The 23,994-nt window shown below is 61.5% G+C and carries 21 protein-coding genes and 2 pseudogenes; 14 read left to right on the plus strand and 9 right to left on the minus strand.

The features are described from left to right. The first annotated feature begins 176 nt into the window (after window positions 1-176). From CK219_RS24230 to CK219_RS24245, 4 genes are all read left to right on the plus strand, one after another. Window positions 177-437, plus strand: coding sequence for a hypothetical protein (locus tag CK219_RS24230; RefSeq protein WP_095769137.1), 261 nt, complete (start codon window positions 177-179; stop codon window positions 435-437). Continuing rightward, the gene (locus CK219_RS24235) at window positions 437-802 is read left to right on the plus strand and encodes a hypothetical protein (RefSeq protein WP_095769176.1); all 366 of its coding nucleotides are present in this window, start codon (window positions 437-439) and stop codon (window positions 800-802) included. The genes CK219_RS24230 and CK219_RS24235 overlap by 1 nt, the downstream gene beginning before the upstream one ends. Before the next feature lie 86 nt (window positions 803-888). Next, window positions 889-1,131 (plus strand): hypothetical protein, encoded by a 243-nt coding sequence (locus CK219_RS24240; protein WP_095769177.1) that lies wholly within the window; start codon window positions 889-891, stop codon window positions 1,129-1,131. Between the two features lie 386 nt (window positions 1,132-1,517). After that, window positions 1,518-2,336: a transglutaminase family protein gene (locus CK219_RS24245; RefSeq protein WP_095769138.1), complete on the plus strand. Its 819-nt coding sequence runs from the start codon at window positions 1,518-1,520 to the stop codon at window positions 2,334-2,336. A 207-nt stretch (window positions 2,337-2,543) separates the two neighbouring features. On the opposite strand, the gene CK219_RS24250 is transcribed toward CK219_RS24245, so the two are convergent. Then, window positions 2,544-3,131 (minus strand): TetR/AcrR family transcriptional regulator, encoded by a 588-nt coding sequence (locus CK219_RS24250; RefSeq protein WP_095769139.1) that lies wholly within the window; start codon window positions 3,129-3,131, stop codon window positions 2,544-2,546. 103 nt (window positions 3,132-3,234) lie between these two features. On the opposite strand from CK219_RS24250, the gene CK219_RS24255 reads away from it, so the two are divergent. The 7 genes and pseudogenes from CK219_RS24255 (at window position 3,235) to CK219_RS24285 (ending at window position 11,775) form a co-directional block, all read left to right on the plus strand. Continuing rightward, entirely contained in the window at window positions 3,235-4,050 is an 816-nt protein-coding gene (locus CK219_RS24255; protein WP_095769140.1) for an oxidoreductase, read from the plus strand. Window positions 4,051-4,130: 80 nt separating this feature from the next. After that, window positions 4,131-5,132: an NADP-dependent oxidoreductase gene (locus tag CK219_RS24260; protein ID WP_095769141.1), complete on the plus strand. Its 1,002-nt coding sequence runs from the start codon at window positions 4,131-4,133 to the stop codon at window positions 5,130-5,132. 544 nt (window positions 5,133-5,676) lie between these two features. Next, window positions 5,677-8,775 carry a CheR family methyltransferase gene (locus CK219_RS24265; RefSeq protein ID WP_095769142.1) on the plus strand — a complete coding sequence of 1,033 codons (3,099 nt, stop codon included), beginning with the start codon at window positions 5,677-5,679 and terminating at the stop codon, window positions 8,773-8,775. Between the two features lie 19 nt (window positions 8,776-8,794). Next, window positions 8,795-9,181: a response regulator gene (locus tag CK219_RS24270; RefSeq protein ID WP_095769143.1), complete on the plus strand. Its 387-nt coding sequence runs from the start codon at window positions 8,795-8,797 to the stop codon at window positions 9,179-9,181. 465 nt (window positions 9,182-9,646) lie between these two features. Next, window positions 9,647-9,835, plus strand: a pseudogene (locus tag CK219_RS32355) (hypothetical protein); the annotation flags it as partial. 73 nt (window positions 9,836-9,908) lie between these two features. After that, window positions 9,909-11,300 (plus strand): tyrosine-type recombinase/integrase, encoded by a 1,392-nt coding sequence (locus tag CK219_RS24280; RefSeq protein WP_245340603.1) that lies wholly within the window; start codon window positions 9,909-9,911, stop codon window positions 11,298-11,300. Between the two features lie 178 nt (window positions 11,301-11,478). After that, on the plus strand, window positions 11,479-11,775 hold the full coding sequence (locus CK219_RS24285; protein WP_095769144.1) for an AlpA family phage regulatory protein: 297 nt from the start codon (window positions 11,479-11,481) through the stop codon (window positions 11,773-11,775). Here the strand turns inward: CK219_RS24285 and CK219_RS24290 are convergent. From CK219_RS24290 to CK219_RS24300, 3 genes are all read right to left on the minus strand, one after another. After that, window positions 11,729-12,985, minus strand: coding sequence for a site-specific integrase (locus tag CK219_RS24290; RefSeq protein ID WP_095769145.1), 1,257 nt, complete (start codon window positions 12,983-12,985; stop codon window positions 11,729-11,731). The two genes, CK219_RS24285 and CK219_RS24290, sit on opposite strands and share 47 nt — an antisense overlap. A gap of 294 nt (window positions 12,986-13,279) precedes the next feature. Continuing rightward, window positions 13,280-14,845 carry a glutamine-hydrolyzing GMP synthase gene (gene guaA / locus CK219_RS24295; RefSeq protein ID WP_095769146.1) on the minus strand — a complete coding sequence of 522 codons (1,566 nt, stop codon included), beginning with the start codon at window positions 14,843-14,845 and terminating at the stop codon, window positions 13,280-13,282. A 57-nt stretch (window positions 14,846-14,902) separates the two neighbouring features. Then, window positions 14,903-15,283, minus strand: coding sequence for a MarR family winged helix-turn-helix transcriptional regulator (locus CK219_RS24300; protein ID WP_245340604.1), 381 nt, complete (start codon window positions 15,281-15,283; stop codon window positions 14,903-14,905). Window positions 15,284-15,472: 189 nt separating this feature from the next. On the opposite strand from CK219_RS24300, the gene CK219_RS24305 reads away from it, so the two are divergent. Then, a complete protein-coding gene (locus tag CK219_RS24305; RefSeq protein ID WP_095769148.1) occupies window positions 15,473-15,790 on the plus strand; it encodes a hypothetical protein in 318 nt (105 codons plus the stop codon). 12 nt (window positions 15,791-15,802) lie between these two features. Here CK219_RS24305 and CK219_RS24310 read toward each other — a convergent pair whose 3' ends face one another. The 3 genes from CK219_RS24310 to CK219_RS24320 all read right to left on the minus strand — a co-directional run bounded on the left by CK219_RS24310 (window position 15,803) and on the right by CK219_RS24320 (window position 18,428). Further along, a complete protein-coding gene (locus tag CK219_RS24310; RefSeq protein ID WP_095769149.1) occupies window positions 15,803-16,441 on the minus strand; it encodes a 5'-methylthioadenosine/S-adenosylhomocysteine nucleosidase in 639 nt (212 codons plus the stop codon). Between the two features lie 138 nt (window positions 16,442-16,579). Then, complete coding sequence (locus CK219_RS24315; protein ID WP_095769150.1) at window positions 16,580-17,041, minus strand: PaaI family thioesterase; 462 nt, start codon at window positions 17,039-17,041, stop codon at window positions 16,580-16,582. A gap of 94 nt (window positions 17,042-17,135) precedes the next feature. Next, window positions 17,136-18,428: an RsmB/NOP family class I SAM-dependent RNA methyltransferase gene (locus tag CK219_RS24320; RefSeq protein WP_095769151.1), complete on the minus strand. Its 1,293-nt coding sequence runs from the start codon at window positions 18,426-18,428 to the stop codon at window positions 17,136-17,138. A 333-nt stretch (window positions 18,429-18,761) separates the two neighbouring features. On the opposite strand from CK219_RS24320, the gene CK219_RS24325 reads away from it, so the two are divergent. Next, complete coding sequence (locus CK219_RS24325; protein WP_095769152.1) at window positions 18,762-19,439, plus strand: MIP family channel protein; 678 nt, start codon at window positions 18,762-18,764, stop codon at window positions 19,437-19,439. 64 nt (window positions 19,440-19,503) lie between these two features. On the opposite strand, the gene katG is transcribed toward CK219_RS24325, so the two are convergent. Further along, window positions 19,504-21,711 carry a catalase/peroxidase HPI gene (katG, locus tag CK219_RS24330; protein ID WP_095769153.1) on the minus strand — a complete coding sequence of 736 codons (2,208 nt, stop codon included), beginning with the start codon at window positions 21,709-21,711 and terminating at the stop codon, window positions 19,504-19,506. 197 nt (window positions 21,712-21,908) lie between these two features. Between katG and CK219_RS24335 the strand changes: the two are divergent. Next, window positions 21,909-22,792 (plus strand): annotated as a pseudogene (locus tag CK219_RS24335) (hydrogen peroxide-inducible genes activator). A 46-nt stretch (window positions 22,793-22,838) separates the two neighbouring features. Here the strand turns inward: CK219_RS24335 and CK219_RS24340 are convergent. Continuing rightward, window positions 22,839-23,942, minus strand: a complete 1,104-nt coding sequence (locus CK219_RS24340) for a calcium:proton antiporter (RefSeq protein ID WP_095769154.1) — start codon at window positions 23,940-23,942, stop codon at window positions 22,839-22,841. Window positions 23,943-23,994 lie beyond the last annotated feature (52 nt).

Here is a 23,994-nt window from a genome sequence, read left to right on the forward strand (position 1 = left end):
TTTTCGAAAACGAGTGCATGCGCCGGTCCGGCGCACATTTCGTTCCGTTCGCATCCCTGGAAATGACATCGACGCTGACCACGGATGTACTGGCAGCGTAGGGCATCATTTCGGTGGTTCGAGTGGGAATGATACGGAAACGCGCAGGCGCGCGTTTCCACTGAAAGCCGCAACAAATGACCAGCCGCACCACACCAACTGTCGTTCGCTTCAAGTCGGCGTTTTCGCTGCCCGGCTTTGATGCACCGCAACCACCCGGGGATTACCGCGTCGATCATGACGAGGAAGCCCTCGAAGGAGCTTCCCTGATCGCGTGGCGCCGCGTCGCCACCTTCATTCACCTGCCGGCGATCTCCGCAAGCGGTGCTACGCGGCAGATGGTGCCGATCGAACCGGCATCGCTCAAAGCCGCACTGGAGCAGGACCAGAGACAATGATGAGAACCACAACGATGATGCAACGCAACGCACGCCCGGTCCGCCGCGAAGCCGCAACGCATCTATTTGCCGTCGGACAGCCTGTCCGGCTGAAGGGCGGCTTCGGCACGTTTCCAAAGACTTCGGAAATCTACCGGATCACAGCCAGACTCCCGCCGAGGGAAGATTCGGCGCAATACCGCATCCGCAACGACGGCGAACTTCATGAACGGGTGGCGACGCAAGACAGTCTCGAACCGGTCGCCACATCGCCGGGTGATACCATAACGCTCATCGAAAGGACGTTTGCACATGGCAAAGGGACAGAAACGCTCGAGCCGGGAAATCAGGAAGCCGAAGCAGGAAAAGGTCCTGCCCAAGCCTAAAAGCGTGTTCGGCGCCCAGACCAGACTCGCTAACGTCAGTACCCCTCGCGGCAAAGGCGAGAACTGACACGGCGAGACGGATGACGATGAAGATCATGATCGAATTCTATCGCACCCGAGAAGCGGATGATGCGCATGCGGTGCTCGGCCGCGAGACGGCGGAAGCCGCCGACCTCGACGATGCGATCGAAATCGCCAGGCTTTTGGCTGGGACCCTGAACATGCCGCAGCGGCCGGACGCCATGACGATCGCCGATGCGAATGGCGCAACGCTCTATTCGGGCGTTCTCGTCGGGGAGGCGATTAATGCGGAACGGCTAACATCATGAGTGGCCATAACAACGAAAGCTGTCGGACCCGCAACGTCGCCGCGCTTGCGGTCTGGGAAAATGAGGGCGGCGCGTCCGGGCGCGATTTTTATGGACCATCAAATGGCCCTCGAGTGGAAGTTGATCGCTCCTGGACCGACTTCCACGTTTTCAGCGCGCAACGCCGCCCACCTCGCCGATCATGACGGCTTGCTTCTTGGTCGATGTCGAGGCGTCGCGAAATCGGATATCCCCTTGGCCGAGACCGGGGCCGCTGAAACAAGATACCTTTCAGTATTCGACGCCTTGCTGATGTCCATCCATGATGTTGCTTGCCAAGCCTACTCCCGCAACCGTCGCGATTCCTGCACTCTGACCCCCGCTGATTTCCGGCAGGAAAGATCCACATGCTGATCCGCTACGGCTATGAGATCACGCTGACCTGCCAGCAACCGACCGCATTGGTATGCCTGCTATCGGTCCACGACGACCGCGCGGCCGACATCAGGAGCCCCGAAACGGTCTTCACCACGCCCGATGTTCCGACATCGACCTACCATGATCTCTTTGGCAACCGATGCCGGCGGCTTGTCGCCCCCGCGGGCGACCTGACGATGTGGGGCGATGCAACGATCGAGGACAACGGCAAGATAGACAGGCTACTGCCAGCTGCCCGCGAAGTAGCGGTGTGGGATTTGCCGGACGGCTGCCTTGTCTACCTGATGGGCAGCCGCTATTGCGAAACCGATCGTCTCAGCCAGGCGGCGTGGGACATGTTTGGCGCCACTGCCCCAGGTTGGGGCCGCGTGCAAGCAATCTGCGACTTCGTCCACCGTCATATTCGATTCGACTACATGCAGGCCAGATCGACGCGAACGGCCTTCGAGGCGTACCAGGAACGCATAGGCGTCTGCCGCGACTTCGCCCATCTCGCGCTGACTTTGTGCCGCTGCCTCAATATTCCTGCACGCTATGTCAACGGACATCTCGGCGACATCGGGGTCCCGGTCGTCGACCCCATGGACTTCAGCGCCTGGATCGAGGTCTTCTTGGACGGTGCTTGGCATACTTTTGATCCCCGAAACAACACGCCCAGGATTGGCAGGATCGTCGTCGCCCGCGGCCGCGATGCAGCCGACATTCCGCTCATCAACTCCTTCGGCCCGCATGTTCTCAAAGGGTTTCGGGTCTGGACCTACGAAGTGCAGAACCTTCATCTCACATGAAGAGGGCGGGGCGCGGCCTCTCGATCTGTTGAATTAGGGGTCGTTGCTGGCGCAATCCTGTTGGGCTGCTTCTGACAAGAAAGCGGGGCCGGAGGCAGACTGTCCGGTTTCGGGCTTCGGATGTTCAATATCGGATCTTCGGGCCGGTGCGCGCATCGTGAGCTAAGCCAAGCAGAGCTATCCTCGCATACAACACGCCCAGACGCGTCACGAAGCCTCGTCATCCAGACGTGGCTGGATCAGCGCCCGCGCCGCGTCTGCTCCTGCCGCCAGGATGCGATCCGACAGTTCCGTCCCTTCAACGGCCCGGGCCATCTGAAGGGCGCCGATAAGGGTCGCAAAGATGCCCAGCGCAACGCCCTCCGGATCCCGGACCTGCGGCGACAGTTCCGCCGATACCTGACGCACCTGGGTCAGCAAGCGCTCGGTATAGAGTTGACGTGTTTCGGTAGGCTCGCGTGCGATTTCGGGCAACAACGCGGCAGACGCGCAGCCCTGTCCCGGATTGTCCCGGTGCACCGCCGACAGATAGGCATCGATGGCCATATCCAGGCCGCCGGCGGCCAACGCTTGGCGGATTTGGTCTGACTGAGCCTCCAGAGCCGCTGCCACGCTTTCACGGACAAGCGCCGCCTTGGATTGAAAATGCGGATAGAAAGCCCCGTTGGTCAGCCCGGCGTCTTTCATGACGCTTGCCAGACCGGACGCAGCGATGCCGTCACCGCGAAAACGGTTGGCGGCAACCTCCAAGATCCGGTTGCGCGATGCGTCCTTCCGACCCTTTTCATAGCGCATGGCCGCGGTTCCTTTCTTCTATTGCATTATGAGTGTAATGTGATATTACGATCATAATTCAACTTGGGCGAAAAAGCTAGCCCTCATGATTTTGGAGCACCAAATGAACAGGAATTCGGGAAAGACCGCGCTCGTCACAGGAGCCTCCTCGGGCATCGGCCGCGCCAGCGCGGAAGCGTTGGCGCGAGCAGGATATACCGTGTTTGGAACAAGTCGCCGCGAGCTCGCCGACAGCCCGAACGGAGTAACCATGCTCGTTTGCGACGTGACCGACGATGAGGCCATCGCCGCGCTCGTTTCAACGATATACACGCAGACCGGCCGCATCGATCTGCTGGTCAACAATGCCGGCGTCGGCCTGCTTGGAGGAGCCGAGGAATCCTCCGTCGCCCAGGTGCAAGGCTTGTTCGACGTCAATCTGTTCGGCGTCATGCGAGTGACCAATGCAGTGTTGCCGTCGATGCGGCGGCAGGGCGAAGGACGCATCATCAATATCGGCTCGATCCTGGGATTGGTACCCGCGCCATATTCGGCGCATTACTCCGCGGTCAAGCACGCGCTCGAAGGTTACTCGGAATCGCTCGATCATGAGGTTCGCGCCTTCAACATACGCGTCTCGGTCATCGAGCCGGCATTCGTGCGCACCGTCTTCGACCAGAATGGGATTGAGCCGGATTCCGTCTTGAAGGAATACGATCGGGCGCGAGCCGGGTTCAAGGCGCTGCTTGCCGATGTGATGCCCAAAGCCGATCGCCCCGAAGTGGTGGCGGATGTGGTCGTCAAGGCAGCGACCGATGCCCGTCCGCGACGGCGCTATACCGCCGGCAAGGCAGCGCGCCAGGTCAGCCTGCTGCGTCGCTTCGCGCCTGCCGGAATGTTCGACAAGACCTTACGCAAGCAGTTTCGCCTGCCCGTCTAAGCAGCCCAACGAGGTCTGCCAGCTTAGGAGCCCGGCTCGTCTCGCACGGGTCATCGAAAGCCCTTTCAGAAAGTGAACAGATGAAAGCCTTTGTCGTCGATAAATATGGAAAGAAGGGCAAACTGCGGCTTGCCGAGGTGCCCGAGCCGGATCTGCAGGATAATGATGTCCTGGTCGAGATCCATGCCGCCGGCGTGAACCTTCTGGACTGCAAGGTCCGCGACGGTGAGTTCAAACTCATCCTGCCGTATCGCCCTCCCTTTATCCTGGGCCACGATGTGGCAGGCATAATCGTCCGGGTCGGATCGAAAGTCCGCAAATTCAAACCTGGCGACGAAGTCTATGCGCGGCCGCGCGATGGCCGGGTCGGGACATTCGCACTATCCATAGCCATGAATGAAGCCGATGTGGTCCTCAAGCCAAAAAATCTAAGCATGGAAGAGGCCGCCTCGATCCCGCTCGTCGGCCTGACTGCCTGGCAGGTCCTAGTCGAAAAAGCCCACCTGAAGAAGGGCCAAAAAGTCTTCATCCAGGCCGGGTCCGGCGGTGTGGGGACTTTCGCCATCCAGTTGGCCAAGCATCTTGGCGCGACAGTCGCGACAACAGCAAGCGCGGCGAGCACCAATCTGGTCAATAGTCTCGGCGCTGATATCGTCGTCGACTACAAGAAAGACGATTTCGAAAAAGTCCTGCAGGGTTATGACGTCGTTCTAAATAGCCAGGACGCCAAAACGCTTGAAAAATCCCTGCATGTGCTGAAGCCGGGCGGCAAGCTGATCTCCATCTCCGGTCCGCCGGATCCCGAATTTGCCAGTGAAAAGAGCCTCAACGAAGTCCTTAAACTGGTCGTGCGCCTGCTGAGCCACGGCATACGCCGCAAGGCCAAACGCGCCGGTGTCGGCTATTCGTTCCTGTTCATGCGGGCGCAGGGTGATCAGTTGGGCAAGATCACGTCGCTCATCGAATCCGGCGTCAGACGCCCAGTCGTCGATCGGGTCTTCCCATTCGAACGGACCAACGAGGCATTGGCTTATGTCGAGGCCGGACGAGCAAAAGGCAAGGTCGTCATCAAGGTCAGGTAGGCAATTCCCTTGCTCTTAGAAACGCAAGACAGGCCTCGGCCGATATCATTCAAGGAGCAAGCCCGTTGACCAGCATAGTCGTTCGGGGAGCCGACTTTCGCAAGCGCCAACAGCATCCTTAGACGGGCGTGGCGGCGTATGGCTGGCCGCCGGATCAGGGCCGACACCGGAGCGGCAGGTCTTGACCGCAATCGACGAAAAGCAGCGGTTAGGGAAACAACCTTAGGTTGCCAACTTCGGCCGCACTGCGCGCTGGTGGGGCAAGAGAGCCATGAAAGTCGCAATCAACGCCTGCATGGAAGATGCTAACTGATCGAAATCAAAGCCGCTCTCGTTCGCGGTCTTCCAAACTGTACCGGCGACTACAGAGAAGGTTTAGAAAGCTGGTCATTTCGCGCATCGGGCCCCAAAAGCGCCGCTAGATACAGAAACCGCTCAGCCGATTACATCAGTTCTTTCAGCGACTAAGGTGGGGTGCGCATGTGCCTCGACAATCGGCGACGCCTCCGTTGTCGGTGTCATTGCACAGCGCTAGATTAAGCTTATGACATCGCAGACCCCCCTCATCGTAGGTATCGGCGCCTCGGCTGGGGGTATTCCGGCACTTGAGGGTTTTTTCCGAGAACTTCCCAACGACAGCGGGATGGCATTTATCATTGTAACCCATCTCAGCCCCGAACGGCGTAGCTTGCTGCACGAGGTCATCGGCCGTTATACCGCGATTTCCGTTCTTGTTGCCGAAGAGGGGGCGGAGCTGCGGGCGAACACGGTACATGTCATGCCCGAGGGCAAGATCCTGACGGTTAGGGATGGCAGACTGCGGCTGACGGACGACGATCCGGTGCACCGGGAACGCAAGCCGATCGATATACTCTTCGCCTCGTTGGCCAAAGATCAGGGCGAGAATGCAGTTGGCATCGTGCTCTCCGGTGGCGATTCCGATGGAACGCTCGGGGTCAAGGCAATCAAGGAGAGCGGCGGCATTACGATGGCGCAGGCGCATGATGGCTCGGGTCCCCGAAATCCGGAAATGCCCGCCAGCGCCATGGCAAGCGGTCTGATCGACTTTGCCGAGCCGGTCGAGCATATGGCTGAACGACTGCTCCAGATCCGGGAAAGCCTCAGCGCGCTCGACGGTCTCATCAATCATGAACAGGACCGACAACGCGACCAAGTTCAGCGCGTTCAAAAAGAGATTTCGACCCTGCTGCGCAGCCACACGGGACACGACTTTTCCGGATATAAGCCTCGGACCTTTATGCGCCGTGTCGCCAGACGGATGAAGGTTGTTCACTTGCAAACGCTCGAGGCCTATCTGCAGCGCCTCCACGATGACCCTTCCGAGGTGCTGGCGCTGTTCCGGGACCTGCTCATCAACGTCACCAATTTCTTCCGCGACAACGATGCCTTCTCAGCACTGAAGGAACAAGTACTGCCGCGGCTGTTTGAGGGGCGCGGTGCCGACGAAACGATCCGGCTGTGGGTGCCCGGATGCGCCACCGGCGAAGAAGTCTACTCGCTGGGCATTTTGATGCGCGAGCAGATGGAGGGACTCGAGATCACGCCCCGGGTTCAGATCTTTGCCACGGATATCGATGAGGAGGCGCTGTCGGTCGCACGGGCTGGACGCTATCCGCCCGCCCTTTTGGCGGACGTGAATGCCGAGAGGCTCAAGCGCTTCTTCCGCCGCGACGGCGTCAGTTATGTCGTCTCCAAGGATGTGCGCGAGATCTGCATCTTTTCTCCGCACAACGTCATCTCCGATCCGCCGTTCTCGCGCATGGACCTCGTCTCCTGCCGGAACCTGTTGATCTACCTCGGCGGTGAACTCCAGAGCCAGGTGATCCCGACTTTCCATTACGCGCTCAAGCCGGGGGGCTATCTCTTCCTCGGTACCTCTGAAGGTGTCGCCCGGCACGCCGATTTGTTTGCGCCGCTCGACAAGCAAAACCGCATCTTCCAGGCCCGCGACCACGGCGGCGTATCGCGGTTGCGCCGTCTACCAATGGCCGTAGACCATTCAGGCCTGCGGAGGCGGGGCGTTACGTCTGACCGTGACCAATTTGATGCAAACGGCGTCCAGCTGCGCCAGCGGGCCGAGTTGCAGGTTCTCGAACGGCATGCGCCGGCGCATGTAGTGATCACCCACGATGGAGAGATCCTCCATTATTCTTCGAATACCGACCGCTTCCTCGGAATGCCCAGGGGCGCGCCCAACCGGCACCTGTTCGATCTGGCACGGCGCGAGCTGCGGGCTGACCTTCGGGCAGCTCTGCGTCAGGCAATGGAGACAGGGCGTTCCGCCAGCCGTCAGGTGTTGATGCTCGACGAGAACGGCGAGGACGGCAACATCACCAACTTGACGATAGAGCCTCTAGACGGCCCTAAAGGGCGTGAATCGCTGTATCTTGTCCTGTTCACGCCGGTCGGGCACTGGCGGCGCCCGTCCACGGTCGAAGGCGCGGAACGGCAAGCAGAAGAAGCTGAGGCGATGGCGGAAGGCGAGCTGCGGGAGTTGCGCGAACGTCTCCAATCCACAATCGAGGAATACGAGACCGCCCTTGAGGAGCTTAAGTCATCCAACGAGGAACTGGTTTCCGTCAACGAGGAGGCTCAGTCGACGAACGAAGAGCTTGAGGCCTCCAAGGAGGAGATGCAGTCGCTCAACGAGGAACTGACCACGATCAACGCAGAACTGGCGAGCAGCGTTGAGGATCTCGACCGCGCGAACGCCGATTTGAGGAACCTATACGCCGCCACACAGATCGCCACGGTATTCCTCGACGGCAATCTCGTGATTCGTAACTTTACTCCCGCCGCGGCCGATTTCTTCGGCCTGCGTCAAGCGGACATCGGAAGGCCCCTGACCGAACTGGCGGGGGCGTTGCAGTATCCCGATCTGGAAACGCAGGTGCGCGAGGTCTTTCGCTCAGGCGAAGGCATCGAACGCCAGCTTTCCACTGAAGACGGTGGAACGCACTACCTAGTGCGCCTCGCTCCATACCGCAACCAGGATGAGGAGGTCGGCGGTGTCGTCATCACCATCGTAGACGTCGCCTCGCTCGTGCGAGCGGAGCAACAGCAGAAGGTTCTGATTTCGGAATTGAACCACCGGGTCAAGAACATGCTCGCCGTGGTCATCAGCATTGCAAAGAGCACACGCAAGACGGCGCCCTCTCTAGAGCATTTTTCGGAGAACCTCATTGGTCGTCTACATGCCATGGCCCGCGCCTATTCGCTTCTGTCCGAGGCTGACTGGACGAAGGTGTCGATCCGCGATCTCGTCCGTGCGGAGGCTGAGACCTTCGGCGTGGAGCGCCTGGAGCTGGAAGGGGCCGAGGTGGCACTTGCGCCGCAGCACGCGCTTTCGCTGGGCATGGTGATTCATGAGATTGCGACGAACGCAGCCAAGTACGGTGCTCTATCGAACGGTACCGGTGCTGTCTCTGTGAATTGGAAGCATGAGCACGGACGCATTCGGCTTCAATGGATCGAAAAGGGCGGCCCCAAAGTCCAAGCGCCGGAACGAAAGGGCTTCGGCCTTGTTCTGGTCGAGGGACAGGTGAAACAACAATTGGGCGGCGAGTTGGACCTAAGGTTTCCCCCAGGAGGATTTGTTCTTGAATTGAGCTTTCCGCTGTAAGGCTAAAAGTGATGGACCAATGGCAGAGGGTGAAAAAGATGGCAGGCTGCGGCAATTTAGTGTCCTGATTGTTGAGGACGAGTGGCTTGTTGCCATGGACCTGGCCGACGAATTGGCGGCGGCGGGATACCATGTAGTCGGACCGGCGCTTTCCGTCTCGCTGGCTCTTGAGCTCCTTGAGCAAACGACAGTCGATGGAGCCCTTCTTGACGTCAATCTGGGGGGAGAGACGTCATATCCCATCGCGGAGAGCCTACTGGCAAAAGGCATTCCCTTTGCGTTCGTCAGCGGATATGCGGCCAGCCAGCTTCGGGCAGACTTCAAAGATTTCCTTCTGCTCAGCAAGCCAGTGCAGTCCGACGCGCTGCGTAGCGGCCTTGAACGAATGCTGCAACAGGACGTCTAGTCAAACCATATCCAAAAACGTGCGGCACGTTCTGTGGCCTAGGCAGTGTGTGTTGGCAAAATTCGTGCTGTTCCTGATCTCCTTTCAATGCAGCCGATACCGTGGGGGTTGTCCGCTTACAGTTCAATCCAAACGTTTCGCCGACATCAGGCGCAAAGCTGCCGCTCGCGTCTTGGATAGCTTTCGGGTCAGTCCCTCCCAGTGCCTATCGGTCGTTGCAGCACCGAGACAGGCCCATCATGCCCGACACTGTAAAAATATCGCGGGTTTCCGAGTAGGGGGAAAGGCGGTAGCGCTCTCCCGACTCGAACACCTGAACTCACACAACCATCCTATTTATACGCCGAGACCGCAATTTGCCGCAGTGCTTGATCGGCGCCCTTCCGGCGGAGGTGGATGCACTCTAGATCCTGATCTCTGAACAGAAGTCCGTGCACCAGGCGGACATATGCCGGCGGCGAGGTAATGAAAAGCGACTCCCTTCCCTACCCTCCTCGGGGTCTCTCACGTGAAGAGGCCGCTCGTTATGTCGGAGTAGGCGTAACCAAATTTGACCAAATGGTCGCTGACCGCCGCATGCCAAAGCCGAAGAAAATAGATAGTCGTGTAATCTGGGATCGCCTCAAACTGGAGGCTGCGTTCGCCGATCTCCCCGGCGACGATGAAGAGAATATTTGTCGACTTTCTCTTGCAAGGGAATCATCGTCGAGAATAGTCTTGGCCCCTGATGGAACAGCGCCTGAAAGACAAATATCCGGGCTTGTCTTCCTACAAGGATCGGCATGGCACGACGCGGTGGCGCTACCGCGCCAACGGACGTCTGGTAACGCTGCCCGCACCGAACGATGTAGGTTTCAAGGAAGCCTATCAAGCCGCGGTCGAGGGCCGGAAAATCCACAAAGCGCTGGTTGTGACGATGCCGGGTGCTGCCTTGCCGGGAACCTTCGGTGCGGCGGGGCAGAGATTGAAGGCATCGGTCAAGTGGCTCGCCCATGATGAGAGTACGAAATTCAAGAACAGCCGTCTGATCGAGGAATTTCTGGGCCTGCGGGTTGTCGATGACCACCCCCTTACGTGGCGCGATGTGCCTGTTAAGAACCTGCGGCGAGTGCACGTCGAGGAGCTTTTGGGACGCTTCATCGCGACACCACACAAGGCTAAGCACCTGCTGGTCGCGATACGCAAACTCGTCAATGTCGCGATACGCCTGGATTGGATCGAAATCGATCCCACCGCAGCTGTGGAATGGCGTCCCGCCTACACAGGCTGGAAGGCTTGGCCAAGCGAAGCAATGCAGAAGTTTGAACAGCGCTGGCCGCTCGGGACGGCTGCGCGCACCTGCTATGGCCTCGCGCTTTGGCTGGGCAATCGTCGCGGCGATGTCGCCGATTTACGATGGGATCAGAGGGTCACACGCAGGGTCATGATCGATGGCGAGGAACGTCAGTTCGACGGCTTCGACATCACCCAGGCCAAGAACAAGACCAGGACCGGAGGCAAACGGCTTTTCGTTCCGATTACACCGATGCTTGCCGAAATCCTCGATGCCACTGACAAGCGCGGCGAAACGGTCTTGGTCACAGCTTATGGCCAGCGCTTCTCCGCCAAATCCCTGACCGGCACCATGGCTCATTGGTGCAAGCTCGCCGGGCTTCCGAAAGGACTGACGCTGCACGGACTGAGAAAGTCGCTTGGCGTTTACCTCGCCGAGGCAGAGGCCTCAACCAGACAGCTCATGGATGTGCTCGGTCACGACGACATCGATCATGCCGAACTCTATTCGCGCGAGGCATCGCAGGTTCGGCTGGCGGTCCAGGGGATGGATCGAGTTGTGCGTCTCGTGACGCGCAAGCCCATGCTTGGCGAACCTTTTGGCGAACCTGTTGGCGAACCTGCCCGTAAGCCGTTGATAAATAACGATAATGGTGGGCCCGGAGGGACTCGCTTCAGGCTGGGCAATCATGCCTACGCCAAGATCACGCTCATGCAAAGCAATTCCTCTAACCGGGGATTACAGTTGGCATGTAGCGCGCTCCGACTTGCCCACCGCCCAGACAGATTTGGGCGCCAAGCTTTACTTCATCGAGACGTTTTGGCGTTTGCAGACGAAGCAGCATGAGCAGACTGGCCACTCACCCTGCGCGGCACGGCAACCACTTGCGTGTCACGTTGGTTGTGGAACGTTAGATCTGTCCCTTTCACCGGCCTAACCCGCCCATGATACGACGGAGAGCCCGAAGCTCTTTTCCCATCGAACACAATCGTCTTCAATTCAGTTCGTCACTGAGGAGTAGAAGATGGTCCGATCAAATGAAGAAGCACTCCGCCGTACGATTCGGAGGCATCAACTCCGAGAAATGGTGCCGCTTGCCGACAGCACCATTTATGAAATGGAACAGCGGGGCGAGTTTCCGCGACGCTTCGCTTTGACCCCAAGATGTGTGGTTTGGGATTTGAGCGAGATTCAAGCATGGCTCGCGGCGCGCCGTTCAAAACCAATTCTGCGCGCCCCCAAACCGGACCTGAAGCAGCGCCGAACCCGACCGGTCAGAGAGACGGATCGGGCCCCAAGATCGGCATCGAAGGAGGGATAAGCGTCGGGATCCACCTCTTTCCATCGACCCACGCGTCCACAGTATCCGACCATTCCTGCATCATATGGCGGCGCTGCACTTCATACTCGGCCTTGTTGTAGACGCCTCGAGACGAACGTCCGTCCTCGTGCGCTAAGCACTTCTCGATCCAATCGCTGTTGAAGCCAAGTTCATTCAACAGCGTCGAGCCCGTTCGCCGCAAGTCATGGACTGTGAACGGCTCCAGAGGCAGCCCTTCAGCCTTCGCCCGCTCGACGACTGCGTAAGTGACCCGGTTAAAGGTGGCACGCGACATCGGGGCGTCCGCATCATACCGCGACGGAAGGAGGTACCTGGAATTTCCTGCACAGGTCTTCAGAGCAATCATGATGTCGAGCACTTGGCGTGACAGGTAGACGTTATGAGCCTTCGAACGCTTCATGCGTTCTTTCGGGATTGTCCAGACCGCATTCTCGAAGTCGACCTCATCCCAAACCGCGTCCTGCAACTCGCTCTTCCGCACCATCGTAAGCAGGTAGAGCCGCATGCCCAAACGTATCGTGGGGAGTGTGGCGATGTGCTCGAGCTGTTTCAGCATCACGCGAATTTCCGAGGGTGAAAGCGAGCGGTCTTTAGGTACGAACGTGGCAATCGATGCGGGCCCAACTTCATCGGCTGGGTTAGCCACCTTCTCTCCGTGCAGGATCGCGAAACTGTAAATCTGCTTCAGGATATCCCGTACATGGATGGCGGTCGCCGGGGCGCCGCGTTCAACGATGCTACCACAGTGGGCGCGTAAATCGTCCGGGGTGATCTCCGTCAGGAGGCGATTGCGCCAGACCGGAAGAAGCTCGCGATCGAAGATGGAACGGCGCATGGCTCGGGTGCTGTCGGCCATTGGAGCGGCACTGAGCCATTTCTCGCCGAACTCCCCAAAACTCTTCGCCTCCTTTAGACGACGTTTCGCGCGCTGCTTCTCGATTGCCGGCGATCGTCCCTCCCTAACGGCGCGCTTCGCGTCGAGGCACTTCTCTCGGGCCAGAGCAAGCGAGATTCCGTCTCGTCCATATCTGCCCAAATAGACCGTCTCGCGGCGTCCGTTGAGCCTGTAGTCCAGTCGAAACGAGATTGCGCCACTGGGCATGATGCGAACATACATGCCGTCACGGTCCGCAATTTTGTACATTTTCTCTCTTGGTTTCAGAGCCTTAAGGGCGGCATCTGTCAGCATTCTCACTGCCTCCTGAAAAAAGTACCGTCAGTACAGTTTCGGGGCTGCGTGGCAGGAGTTCTCCTCTATTTTCAATGCCTTACAAGCAAAAAAGTACCGTCACGAGCCTCATCGGGACAGACGGTACTTTGGAAAATCCGAGCGAGCAATACGCGGAAGGGCCGTCAGGCGGTCCGCCGCTGCCAACCTATGCGCACCGATTGTGGCCGATTGTCCGCAAACGGATTTATTTTTGTTTTCAGTACGTTACGTCGCAGATTGGCGTATTTCCGGCGACGTTGGAGTGGGTCTGAATCATTCCCACTCGATCGTCCCGGGCGGCTTTGACGTCACGTCATACACCACCCGGTTGATGCCCTTGACCTCGTTGATGATGCGGGTGGCGGCGGCGGCGAGGAAGTTCATGTCGTAGTGGTAGAAGTCCGCCGTCATGCCGTCGACGGAGGTGACGGCGCGCAGCGCGCAGACGAATTCGTAGGTCCGGCCGTCACCCATGACGCCCACCGTCTGCACCGGCAGCAGCACGGCGAAGGCCTGCCAGATGGCATCGTAGAGGCCGGCCTTGCGGATCTCGTCGAGATAGATAGCGTCGGCCTCGCGCAAGATCTCCAGCTTCTCGCGCGTGATGCCGCCCGGGCAACGGATGGCAAGGCCGGGGCCGGGGAAGGGATGGCGGCCGATGAAGCTTTCGGGGAGGCCGAGCTCCTTGCCGAGCGCCCTCACCTCATCCTTGAACAATTCGCGCAGCGGCTCGACCAGTTTCATGTTCATGCGCTCGGGCAGGCCGCCGACATTGTGGTGCGATTTGATCGTCACCGACGGACCGCCGGAGAAGGAGACGCTTTCGATGACATCGGGATAAAGCGTGCCCTGGGCCAGGAAATCGGCGCCGCCAAGCTTCTTCGCCTCTTCCTCGAACACCTCGATGAATAGCCGGCCGATGGTCTTGCGCTTCTTTTCGGGGTCGGCCTCGCCTTCGAGCGCCGAGATGAAGCGGTCGGAGGCGTCCACCAGGATCAGCGGCAGATTGTAATGCTGGCGGAACATCTCCACGACGCCCTTGGCCTCGTCCTTGCGCATCAGACCGTGGTCGACGAGGATGCAGGTCAGCTGGTCGCCGACCGCCTCATGGATAAGAAGCGCCGCGACGGAGGAGTCGACGCCGCCCGAGAGCGCGCAGATGACCTTGCCCTTGCCGACCTGCTTGCGGATCAATTCCACAGCGTGCTCGCGATAGGCGCGCATCGTCCAGTCGCCCTCGATGCCGGCGATGTTGTGGACGAAGTTCCGGAGCAGCCTGGCGCCGTCCGGCGTGTGCACCACTTCCGGGTGGAACATGATGCCGTACATCTTGCGCTCGACATCGCCGAAAATGGCGAAGGGCGAGCTTTCCGACTTGCCGAGCACCTTGAAGCCCGGCGGCAACTCGATGACCCGGTCGCCGTGACTCATCCACACTTGGTGGCGCTGGCCAGGCGCCCACAGGCCTTCGAACAGCGGGCTCTCCTTCTCGATCTCGACGAAGGCGCGGCCGAACTCGCGGTGGTTGGAGCTTTCGGCGACGCCGCCCATTTGCACGCAGAGCGCCATCTGGCCATAGCAGATGCCGAGCACCGGCACGCCGGCGTCGAAGACGATCTGCGGCGCGCGCGGGCTGCCGATGTCGGTGGTCGAGGCCGGGCCGCCCGACAGGATCACTGCTTTCGGCTTGATGCGCTTGAAGGCCGCTTCGGCCGATTGGAACGGCACGATCTCGGAAAAGACGCCGGCCTCGCGGATGCGGCGGGCGATGAGCTGCGTGAACTGGCTGCCGAAATCGACAATCAGAACGGTGTCGGGATGATTGGCTGTCGTCGTCATGGCGAGCCTTTAGAGAAAGAAACGAGTCGGCGCAATGGGTTGGCGCGGTCGCGCCGTTCACTTCGATGCTGGTGCTTCTCCCGATGCATCGCCCTGCTCGGCGTCAAGTGAGCGCAAGGCGTCCATCAGCGCCGCGAACCGCTGCTCGCCGATGCGATCGATATAGCTGCGTTCGATCTGAAGCTTGATGCGATCGCCGTCGCGCAAGGCATCCAGGCCTTTGCGCGTATAGCGCACGAGCTTGCCGCGCCCGTCCCGTGGATCGGGCAATCGCTCCAGCACGCCTTCCGCCTCCAGCCCGTCGAGCAATTGCTGAACCGCTTGCTTGGAGGTCGCCGCGCGCTCGATCAATGCCGACTGGCGTGTGCCGTTGCGCGGGATGTGTCCAAGCAGCCCGGCGCGCGCTTCGCTGAACCAGGCGTGGCCGGCGGCCCGCATGGCAGCGGCAAATTCCGCCTGCCAGGCACGGCTCGCCTGCCACAGCCGCCAACCGACGTGATCGGGCAGCCCGTCAGTTTTTTCGTCAGGCTCCTTGACCATTTAATTCGAACTCCGTATGGTCAAGATACTTGACGATCTTCTTGGCGTCGAGGCCATTCGAGAAACGCAAACCCGCGGACAGGAACAATGACGATACTGAACAGGGACACGCTGGCCATTATCATGGTCGGAACCACGCATGTCATCGACATGGGCGGCAAGAGCGCCTTCATCCACTATGAAACCGACGATCGGGCGCACATGCTCCTGCCGGATGGCACGCGCTTTCACGGGACCTGGACGCTGCTTGACGACGGCTACAAGGTCGAATGGAAAAACGGCCCCGCCGGCGCGTGGAAACTCGATCATACAGCGGGGACAATCGACTATATCGATGCGACAGGCGCCTCCCGTGGACGCATTTCACGCATCGATTTCGGCGATCCGCAACGCCTTGCTGCCTGATCCAACCGGCAGTCAGCCACCAAGCAGGCCGCCGCCGATCGCCTGTTCCAGCAGGGCGACGGCCGCGGCGAGCTTCTCGTCGATGACGTGCAGATATTCCGTCCAGTCGTTGACGTGCCTGAGATCGGCCGCGCCGTCGGAAATGCCGCGGAGCCCAATCAGCGGCAAACCGAACAGCTGGCAGGCACGCAGGCAGGCAAAGGTCTCCATGTCGACCATGTCGGCATCGATGGCGTCATATGCAACGCCGGAGACGATCGCGCCGCCGGTCGAGAGCGTGGCGGTCTTGATGCCTGGAATGACGAAGGGCAGCGGCACCGACACCGGCAGTTCGAGGAAAGGCGTCGCGCCCTTCTCGAAGCCGAGCGGCGAAGCATCCATGTCGCGATAGCTCACCGACACGGCCTGATAGATCTCGGTCTGTTCCAGCCTGCGGCTGCCGGCCGAGCCCAGCGAGACGACCAGGTCCGGAAGCGCGCCTTCAGCCTTCAACGCCGCGAGCTCGGCGCCCAGCCTGACCCCGGCCTCGACCGGACCGACTCCGGTCATCAGCGGCGTGAACAGGTTCTTCAGGTGTGGGCCGTATTCGGCCTCAGCCGCCATGACGAAGAGAACGGATTTTTGCGACAGGCGTGACACTTCGATAGTCATGAAGCTTTACCCCTATTTGCTACGACGACGCGAAAGGGACAACGTGCCTCGCCGCCTGCCGGCCTTCGCTATGGCTCCGGGCGTTCGTCGCTCCAAAAGCCCATTTGGGGGCTTTTCGTCCGCTGCGCGGACCGCTCCTCACCCCTCTATCCCGTCGCGGCCGACCACCGTCATCATCGTGCCGGTCATGGTGGCGATCAGCTTGGCCTCGCCGTCGGCGGCGAAGGCGTAGGCCTGGCCGTCGGCGACGATGATGGTGCGGCCGGGTTTGGTCACGGAGCCGCGGAACAGGAACCGCTCGCCCTTGCCCGGCGCGAGCAGGTTCACCTTGAACTCGATGGTCAGCACGCCGGAATTCTCCGGCATCAGCGAAAAGGCCGCGTAACCGCAGGCGGAGTCCAACGCGGTGGAGATGACGCCGGCATGCAGGAAACCGTGCTGCTGGGTGAGCGACGCGGAATACGGCATCTCGATCTCGATGATGCCAGGCGTCACCAGCGTCAGCTCGGCGCCGATCGTCGCCATCGCCTCCTGGCGGGCAAAGGACGCCCTGACGCGTTCCTCGAAATCCGGAGCGGGTACGATCTTGGCTGCCGCCATGGCGCTTTGCCTCACATTGCTGGCGAAGTTTATTGCAGAGCCAGGCAAGACAGGCAATCTTTTATGCTGCAGCGCAACAAAAGCCCGGCTGTCTTCAAGAGGCAGTCCTGCGCAAGGCGTGGAGATAGAACCCGTCGGTGCCGCTGAGCGCCGGCGACAGCGAGATACCGCCGGCATCGGCAATACGCGCGGCCCCTTCATGGCCCGGGAAGCGGCTGTCCCACAGTTGGCGGTGATCGACCGGCGCGAAGCCTTCATGGCGCGCGCGGAACGCCGCGACCTGCTCGCCGTTCTCGGCATCGAACACCGAACAGGTGATGTAGACCAGCAGGCCGCCCGGCTTGACGAAGGCTTGCGCGGTGTCGAGGATCGCCTGCTGTTCTGCCTTGCGGGCATCGAGCTGCCTTTCCGTCAGTCGCCATTTGGCGTCGGGCCGCCGCCGCCAGGTGCCGCTGCCGGTGCAGGGCGCGTCGATCAGCACGATGTCCATATGGTTGGTGAGCGGCGCAAGCTCCGCGGGCTTGCTGACGACCTGGACGTTGCGGTTGTGCGAGCGGCGGATGCGCTCGAAGATCGGCGCCAGCCGCACCTTCTCCGCGTCATGGGCAAAGAGCTGGCCCCGATTGTCCATCTCGGCCGACAGGGCCAGCGTCTTGCCGCCGGCGCCGGCGCAATAATCGAGCACCTGCATGCCGGGCGCGGCGCCGGCAAGCGCGGCGGCAAGCTGCGAACCCTCGTCCTGCACTTCGAACCAGCCTTTCTGGAAGGCAGGCTCGGCCTGGACGTTCGGATGCCGGCCGTCGCCGTCGATCGGCGGGATGCGGATGCCGTGCGGCGCGATCGCCGTAGGCGCGGCACCGGTGCCCTGGAGCTCGGCCAGCACCTTGGCGCGATCGGCCTGGAGCGTGTTGACCCTCAGGTCCAGCGGCGGGCGCTGCGCGAGGGCGGCGCCTTCCTCAATCCATGCCTTGCCATAGGCTTGCTCGAGCAGCGGCGCGCACCAGTCCGGGATATCGGCCCGTACCACATCGGGGGCCTCGCCAAGCCTGCGCTCGGCAGCCGCTTTCAACTCGGACGCGCTGAGCAGCGGCGGCGCGAATTTGTCGCCGTCCAGCGCGTCGTTGAGCGACTGCGCCGTCTGCCCCCACTCCAACAGAAGCGCGCCGAAGCCGATGGCGCGCGGCGTGTCCTCGCCGAACAGCCAGCCGGCTGAGCGTTTGCGGCGCAGCGCGTCATAGACGATGTTGCCGATCGCGGCGCGATCGCCGCCGCCGGCGAAGCGATGCGACAGGCCCCAGTCGCGTAGCGCGTCGGCCACCGGCCGGTGACGCCGGCCGATGTCTTCCAAAACCTCTATCGCCGCCGCCAGCCTTCCGCCCAGTCGCATCCCGTTTTCCGTAGCTGTTACAAATCGGTTCCAGCCCGCTCATAAAGCCTTTCCGGCCAGGATTGAAACAGTTCCGTTCGGTTTGCCGATGAAATGGCGTTTCAAGACCGGCCCATTTGGCCGAACGATTTTTCCGTTGGTGGGAGCCCGAGTCAGGAAACAAGAACAATCGATCAGAACATGAAAGACTTCTAATGTTTTTGATTGACGCCTTCAAGAAAGTCCACCGGTTTAACCTCCCAGCTTTGCAAGTGTTGTCCGCAGGAATACTCTTCCGGTAGTGATTCGCGACGCGGGAAACGCGGCTTCGACGGATCCTGTGAGGAGAGGGCAATGAAGACTTATCTGGCAGAAGTTCTCGGCACGTTTTTGTTGGTGTTCATCGGCACCGCCTCCGTGGTCACGGGCGGCTTCGGCGGCGCGCTGCCGCTCGGACAGGAAGGCATCGGCCTGGCGTTCGGCATCGGCCTGATCGCCGCGGCCTATGCGATCGGCCCGATCTCGGGCGCGCATCTCAATCCGGCGGTGACGCTCGGCGTGTTCCTGGCGGGGCGGATGCCGGCCAAGGATGTCGTCCCCTACTGGATCGCGCAGATCATTGGCGCCATCATCGCCTCGCTGGCGCTGTGGATCATCGTTTCCGGCCAGGTCGGCGGCCACACCGGCGGCTTCGGCGCCAATGGCTGGGACGAAACGAAATGGGGCATGAGCTCAGCCTTCCTGTGGGAGCTGATCGGCACCTTCACTTTCGTCACCGTGATCCTCGGCGTCACCAACGCCAAGCACACCACCGCCTTTGCCGGCCTGGCCATCGGCCTGACGCTGGCGGGCATCCACTTCGCCATGATCCCGGTGACCGGCACCTCGGTCAATCCGGCCCGTTCGATCGGCCCGGCGCTGTTTTCGGGGGGTGCTGCGCTCAGCCAGCTCTGGCTGTTCATCGTCGCGCCGCTGGTCGGCGGCGCGATTGCCGGCGTCGTTGCCAAGGCCGGCGTCTTCGAAAAAGACTGACCGCAGTTCGATAAAGTAAAAGGCGCGGGCATGACCCGCGCCTTTTTGCTTGGGAGGTACGACTTTATCTCGCGATGTCGAAGCGGTCGGCGTTCATCACCTTCGTCCACGCCTTGACGAAATCCTTGACGAACTTGGCCTTGGCGTCGGCCGAGGCGTAGACTTCGGAGAGCGCGCGCAGCTGCGCGTGCGAGCCGAAGATCAGGTCGGCGCGGGTGCCGGTCCACTTGACCTCCTTGGTCTTGCGGTCGCGCGCTTCGTAAACCTCGTCCGAGCCCGGCTCTGACCCGGCCGCCGGATCCCAGACGGTGGCCATCGAGAGCAGGTTGACGAAGAAGTCGTTGGTGAGCTGGCCAGGCCTGTCGGTGAAGACGCCATGCTTGGAACCGCCGGCATTGGCACCGAGCACGCGCAGGCCGCCGACCAGCACCGTCATCTCCGGCGCCGTCAGCGTCAGCAACTGGGCGCGGTCGACCAGCATCGCTTCGACCGACATCGGCAACGTGCCGCGGGCATAGTTGCGGAAGCCGTCTACCCTCGGCTCCAGCGCGGCGAAGGAGGCGACGTCCGTCTGCTCCTGCGAAGCGTCCATCCGGCCCGGCGTGAAGGGTACTTTCACCTCGGTGCCGCCGTCCTTCGCCGCCTTCTCGACCGCGGCGACGCCGCCAAGCACGATGAGGTCGGCGAGCGAGACCTTCTTGCCGCCGATCTGGTCTGCGTTGAATTCCTTCTGGATGGATTCCAGCTTGGCCAGCACCTTGGCGAGCTGAGCCGGCTCGTTGACCTCCCAGTCCTTCTGGGGCGCCAGACGGATGCGGGCGCCATTGGCGCCGCCGCGCTTGTCCGAGCCGCGGAAGGTCGAGGCCGAGGCCCAGGCGGTCGAGACCAGCTCGGAGACCGACAGTCCGGAGGCCAGGATCTTGGCCTTGAGCGAAGCGATGTCGGCCTCGCTCACCAGCTCGTGGTCGATGGCCGGGATCGGATCCTGCCAGATCAGCTCTTCCTTCGGCACGAGCGGGCCGAGATAGCGCACCACCGGGCCCATGTCGCGATGAGTGAGCTTGAACCAGGCGCGGGCGAAGGCGTCGGCAAACTGGTCCGGGTTCTGGTGGAAGCGGCGCGAGATCTTCTCATAGGCCGGATCGAAACGCAGCGCGAGGTCGGTGGTGAGCATGGCCGGCGCGTGACGCTTGGAGGGATTGTGCGCGTCCGGAACGGTGCCGGCGCCGGCGCCGCCTTTCGGCGTCCACTGATGCGCGCCGGCCGGGCTCTTCGTCAGCTCCCATTCGTAATTGAACAGGTTGTCGAAGAAATTGTTGCTCCATTTGGTCGGCGTCGTCGTCCAGGTGACCTCGAGGCCCGAGGTGATGGCGTCGCCAGCAATGCCGGAGGCATATTTGCTCGACCAGCCGAGGCCTTGCGCCTCGATGCCGGCGCCCTCCGGCTCGGCGCCCACCAGCGAGGCGTCGCCGGCGCCGTGCGTCTTGCCGAAAGTGTGACCGCCGGCGATCAGCGCCACGGTTTCCTCGTCGTTCATGGCCATGCGGCCGAAGGTCTCGCGGATGTCGCGCGCGGCCGCGACCGGATCCGGCTTGCCGTTCGGGCCTTCCGGGTTGACGTAGATCAGGCCCATCTGCACGGCGCCGAGATGGCCGCGAAGCTCACGGTCGCCCGAATAGCGCTCGTCGCCGAGCCATTTGGTTTCGGAGCCCCAGTCCACGTCCTGCTCCGGCTCCCACACATCGGCGCGGCCGCCGGCAAAGCCGAAGGTCTTGAAGCCCATCGATTCCAGCGCGACGTTGCCGGTGAGGATCAGAAGGTCGGCCCAGGAGATCTTGCGGCCGTATTTCTGCTTGACCGGCCACAGCAGCCGGCGCGCCTTGTCGAGATTGGCGTTGTCCGGCCAGCTGTTCAGCGGCGCGAAACGCTGCTGACCGGCGCCGGCGCCACCGCGGCCGTCACCGATGCGATAGGTGCCGGCGCTGTGCCAGGCCATGCGGATGAAGAGCGGCCCATAATGGCCGAAGTCGGCCGGCCACCAGTCCTGCGAATCCGTCATGACCTTGTGCAGGTCTGCGATCACAGCATCGAGGTCGAGGCTCGCAAACTCCTTGGCGTAGTCGAAATCTTCGTCCATCGGGTCCGAGAGGTTCGACTGCTGGTGGAGAACGGCAAGGTCGAGCTGGTTCGGCCACCAGTCACGGTTGGTCCGTGCGGATCCATGCGCCACCGGGCATTTGCCAGCGCTGTTGTCGTCGGTTTTGGCGTCCATCTTAGTCTCCCGATTCTGCCGAGGTTTTGCCGTGGTTGAATTTTGCCGAGGTTGATTTTCCCAAAATTTTCGGGGGCAGCCACTGGCCGCGCCAACCTGGAATGATTCCAGACTAGGCCGGCCCGCCGATAAAGACAAATTGCCTTTCCTGTTTCGTTTGATAGGATTATCTTATGATTGGCCTCACCGTCCGGCAAATGCAGTATTTCGACGCGCTGGCGCAGACGCTGCATTTCGGCCGCGCCGCGAAACTCGCCGGCGTCAGCCAGCCGGCCCTTTCGGCGCAGATCGCAGAGATGGAAGAGCGGCTGAACTGTCTGTTGTTCGAACGCGGCGGCAAGACGGTGCGCATGACCGACGAGGCGCTTGCCCTGCAGCCGCGTATCGAGCGCATTCTGGCCGACATACGTGACGTCGAGACGACTGCCCGGCGCGGCCGCCCGACCATGGAAGGACGCTTCCGGCTGGGCATCATCCCGACGGTCGCGCCCTATCTCCTGCCGCATGTGCTCCCGGAGCTGAAAAAGCACTATCCTGCCCTGCAGCTCGAACTGCGCGAGGCGGTAACCGCCTCCCTTGTCGAGGATGCGACGTCCGGCCGGCTCGACGCCTTCATCGCGGCCTTGCCGCTCGATCAGCCGGCGATCGTCACCGAAGGGCTTTTTCCAGACCGCTTCTTCCTTGCCGTGCCCGCCGGCGATCGGCCTTCGCCTCGCCGCCGGTGCCGCCCGAAAGCCCGGCGCTGGAGCGGCTGATGCTTCTGGAGGAAGGCCATTGCCTGCGCGAGCAGGCCTTGGCCGTCTGCGGCAATGTGCGGCCGGTGGCGATGGCAAGCTACGGCGCGACCAGCCTGACGACGCTCCTGCAGATGGTGGCGCATGGGCTGGGCGTCACGCTGGTGCCGGAAATGGCGGCAAGTGCGGCCGGCGTCATGCCGGACCTGAGAATCGTGCCGTTCCAGGAGCCGATGCCGCAGCGCATGATCTGCATGGCCTGGCGGAAGAACAAGGTGCGCCAGGACGAATGCGTGGAGCTGGCGCGGATCATACGCGGGCTGGACCGGGCGGTGCTGGGGGTGTGAAGCGCGCTTCGACGCATCTCCATCCCTGCGCCCGCCGGCCGGCACTTCACGGCACAAAGATCAGAAACACATAGGTGAAAAACACCACGACATGCACCATGCCGGTCAGGAACGTCGTTCGTTCGGTGCTGAAGCTCACGTTGCATATGAAAAGCGCCAGCACCAGAAGCACGGCATCGGACGCCGGGAGCCCCAAGGTCAGGCCCCTGCCCGTCAGCAGGCTGGCCGCCGCGACCGCCGGTATCGTCAAGCCGATCGTGGCGCAGGCCGAGCCCATCGCGACGTTCAGGCTGCGCTGCAGCTCATTCTTGAAGGAGGCGCGGATCGCCGAGATCGCCTCCGGCATCAAAACCAGTGCCGCGATCATTGCCCCCACGATGCTGTCGGCCTGGATCACCTGATAGGCGGCGAGCGCATCCTCCACGCTCGCGGCGACCTGCTCGGCGAGCAGGACAATGCCGACGAGCCCGCTCAGCAGCAGGAGCGCGCTGACGGAGATGCTTCCGTGGGTTGCAGTTCGCGTCGGAGCATCATGCGCCTGTCCCTGGACGAAGTCCTCCCGGTGCCGGACGGTCTGGGCAAACACGAAGCTCGCATAGAGCAACACCGAAAGGACGCTGACGAAACCCAGCTGAGCCGCCGAAAACGTGCCGGGCTCCGTAGCCTGGGTGTAGGTCGGAAGAATAAGCGTCATCACGGTCAGCGCGATCAGAACCGACAGGTATGCGCTGGTGCCTTGCCGCAGGATCGCCTGCTTGCGGTAGCGCCAGCCGCCAAGCGTGAGACAGATGCCGACGACGCCGGTGGAGGTGATCATCACCGTCGAGAAAACGGACTCGCGCGCCAGCGTCGGGTTGTTTTCTCCATGCAGCATCATGGAGACGATGATCGACACTTCGATTGCCGTCACCGCAAAAGTTAGCACCAAAGTTCCATAGGGCTCGCCGACGCGCAAGGCGACTGCCTCGGCGTGGTCGAGCACGACGAAAATGGTGGTGAACATGATGGCGCTCGACAGCGCTCCAACGAGTATTCTGGTACTCAGCGACCCTTCGTCGACCGAAAGGCCACTGGCCCTGACCGCGAAAGCCATTGCCAGCGCCACCAACGGCATCGTGTAGGAAATCACCGATCGCCCGTAGCCAGTCATCGAAGCCCCCGAATGCCAAGCGTTTGTGCGAACTTAGCGGAAAGGCGCGTGG

Source organism: Mesorhizobium sp. WSM4313, from assembly GCF_002294725.1.
Lineage (GTDB): Bacteria > Pseudomonadota > Alphaproteobacteria > Rhizobiales > Rhizobiaceae > Mesorhizobium.

Bases quoted from the DNA above. Each gene is read 5' to 3' on its own strand.
- CK219_RS24300 (WP_245340604.1), bottom strand. From the start codon at position 15,283: ATGCGGGCCGCCGGCCACGCCTGGTTCAGCGAAGCGCGCGCCGGGCTG.
- guaA (WP_095769146.1), bottom strand. From the start codon at position 14,845: ATGACGACGACAGCCAATCATCCCGACACCGTTCTGATTGTCGATTTC.
- CK219_RS24280 (WP_245340603.1), top strand. From the start codon at position 9,909: ATGGAACAGCGCCTGAAAGACAAATATCCGGGCTTGTCTTCCTACAAG.
- CK219_RS24245 (WP_095769138.1), top strand. From the start codon at position 1,518: ATGCTGATCCGCTACGGCTATGAGATCACGCTGACCTGCCAGCAACCG.
- CK219_RS24320 (WP_095769151.1), bottom strand. From the start codon at position 18,428: ATGCGACTGGGCGGAAGGCTGGCGGCGGCGATAGAGGTTTTGGAAGAC.
- CK219_RS24305 (WP_095769148.1), top strand. From the start codon at position 15,473: ATGACGATACTGAACAGGGACACGCTGGCCATTATCATGGTCGGAACC.
- CK219_RS24290 (WP_095769145.1), bottom strand. From the start codon at position 12,985: ATGCTGACAGATGCCGCCCTTAAGGCTCTGAAACCAAGAGAGAAAATG.
- CK219_RS24315 (WP_095769150.1), bottom strand. From the start codon at position 17,041: ATGGCGGCAGCCAAGATCGTACCCGCTCCGGATTTCGAGGAACGCGTC.
- CK219_RS24235 (WP_095769176.1), top strand. From the start codon at position 437: ATGAGAACCACAACGATGATGCAACGCAACGCACGCCCGGTCCGCCGC.
- CK219_RS24255 (WP_095769140.1), top strand. From the start codon at position 3,235: ATGAACAGGAATTCGGGAAAGACCGCGCTCGTCACAGGAGCCTCCTCG.
- CK219_RS24285 (WP_095769144.1), top strand. From the start codon at position 11,479: ATGGTCCGATCAAATGAAGAAGCACTCCGCCGTACGATTCGGAGGCAT.
- CK219_RS24310 (WP_095769149.1), bottom strand. From the start codon at position 16,441: ATGACTATCGAAGTGTCACGCCTGTCGCAAAAATCCGTTCTCTTCGTC.
- CK219_RS24325 (WP_095769152.1), top strand. From the start codon at position 18,762: ATGAAGACTTATCTGGCAGAAGTTCTCGGCACGTTTTTGTTGGTGTTC.
- katG (WP_095769153.1), bottom strand. From the start codon at position 21,711: ATGGACGCCAAAACCGACGACAACAGCGCTGGCAAATGCCCGGTGGCG.
- CK219_RS24240 (WP_095769177.1), top strand. From the start codon at position 889: ATGAAGATCATGATCGAATTCTATCGCACCCGAGAAGCGGATGATGCG.
- CK219_RS24230 (WP_095769137.1), top strand. From the start codon at position 177: ATGACCAGCCGCACCACACCAACTGTCGTTCGCTTCAAGTCGGCGTTT.
- CK219_RS24260 (WP_095769141.1), top strand. From the start codon at position 4,131: ATGAAAGCCTTTGTCGTCGATAAATATGGAAAGAAGGGCAAACTGCGG.
- CK219_RS24265 (WP_095769142.1), top strand. From the start codon at position 5,677: ATGACATCGCAGACCCCCCTCATCGTAGGTATCGGCGCCTCGGCTGGG.
- CK219_RS24340 (WP_095769154.1), bottom strand. From the start codon at position 23,942: ATGACTGGCTACGGGCGATCGGTGATTTCCTACACGATGCCGTTGGTG.
- CK219_RS24250 (WP_095769139.1), bottom strand. From the start codon at position 3,131: ATGCGCTATGAAAAGGGTCGGAAGGACGCATCGCGCAACCGGATCTTG.
- CK219_RS24270 (WP_095769143.1), top strand. From the start codon at position 8,795: ATGGCAGAGGGTGAAAAAGATGGCAGGCTGCGGCAATTTAGTGTCCTG.